Origin of the sequence: Streptomyces sp. NPDC001137 (assembly GCF_040298885.1) — a bacterium.
GTDB lineage: Bacteria > Actinomycetota > Actinomycetes > Streptomycetales > Streptomycetaceae > Streptomyces.
Window position 1 is genome coordinate 1 of record NZ_JBEPBA010000062.1, and the last position, 1,410, is coordinate 1,410.

General features: G+C 66.3%; 1 protein-coding gene and 1 pseudogene. One reads left to right on the forward strand and one right to left on the reverse strand.

Features of this window, described 5'->3' with window-relative positions; all coding sequences use genetic code 11:
* A pseudogene (locus ABT254_RS46435) lies at window positions 1-283 on the forward strand (helix-turn-helix domain-containing protein); the annotation flags it as partial.
* Window positions 284-288: 5 nt separating this feature from the next.
* Here ABT254_RS46435 and ABT254_RS46440 read toward each other — a convergent pair.
* On the reverse strand, window positions 289-1,410 hold a 1,122-nt coding region (locus ABT254_RS46440), incomplete at its 5' end, for a tyrosine-type recombinase/integrase (protein WP_351483754.1).

Genomic DNA, 1,410 nt, shown 5'->3' on the forward strand with positions numbered 1-1,410 from the left:
TAGCTCCGTCCGTCCCAGCGTCGATGGCGGCGACGCTGGTGTACCTGCGCGAGCACACCTCCCTGGCGAGGATCGCTGGCGGGTTCGGGATCAGCGAGTCCACCGCCCACGCCTACACCAGCCGGGTCATCGACCTGCTCGCCGAGCGCGCGCCGGGTCTGCTGAAGGTCCTCCGCGAGGGTGAGGCGGACTTCGTCCTGCTGGACGGCACGCTGGCCGAGTGCGACCACCTTGGCGACGACCGGGCGGACTACTCGGCCCGCACCGTCGGCACTGGGTAAACCGCTTTCATGCGGCGAGGTCGAGGTTGAGGATTTTGGCGGCTTTGCTGATGGAGCCGGGCATGAGGTGTCGGTAGATCTTGAAGGTGATCTCGATGGTCTTGTGGCCCATCCACTCGGCGACGTCGGTGATGGGAATGCCGTGGGTGAGGCAGTTGGAGGCGAAGAAGTGCCGCATGCCGTAGACGACCATCCCGTCGGGGATGTCGACCTGGCCGGCCTTCTTGATCCGCTGCCACTGGTTGGCGATGTGGTAGTGCGGGAACGTGCGGGACGGGTCGCCGGGGTGGCGCAGCAGGTAGCCGTCGACGGTGCCGTGCTTGGCGGCGTACCACTCGATGGTCTGCCGTACCCGCGCGGGCAGGGGCACGTCCCGGTACTCGCCCACCTTGCGGTGCTTGAGGCGCTCGTAGTGGCAGGTGGTGCGGTTGACCTGCTCGGTGATGCGGTAGACGTCGTCGGCGACGATGTTGTTGAGGTTGACCGCGAACGCCTCACCGTTGCGCATGCCGCATCCGCTCATCAGATCGGCGACCAGCAGGAAGCTGTCGTCGCCGGCGGTGCGTATCTGCTGCAGCTGCTCGGGTGAGGGGATCACCACCCGCTTGGGGTCGTACTGCGGCGGCTTGATGCCGGCCACCGGGTTGTCGTCGAACAGCCCGAGCCGGTTCGCGTCCAGCAGGATCGCCTTCAGCTTGTCGAAGGCGTTCGCCTGAGCGGCCAGGCCAATGCCGTTACGCTCCATGGTCTGCAGGAAGCCCTCAACCACCTTGTGGTCGAAGGAGTTCATCCGCCGGCTGCCCAGCAGCGGCAGCAGATGGATGTTCAGCAGCGACTCCAGATGCACCACCGACGCCGGCCCCAGATCCCGCTGCCCGGCCTTCCACTCGCTGGCGTACTCCTCGAACCGCATCGCCCCGTACCGTGCGATCCGCTCCGCCTTCGCCTGGCCCCGGGGCGCCGCCTTCTTCGCGTTGTAGATCTCCGTCAAACGTGCAATCGCCTGGTCCTGGGTCGCGAACCCGGACTCCTTCACCTGCTTTCCCGCCGCCGACCGGTAGCGGATCTTGTAAGGGTGAGGACACTTCGACCACCGCGACCGCGGATGCTCACACTCCTTGAAAAACGA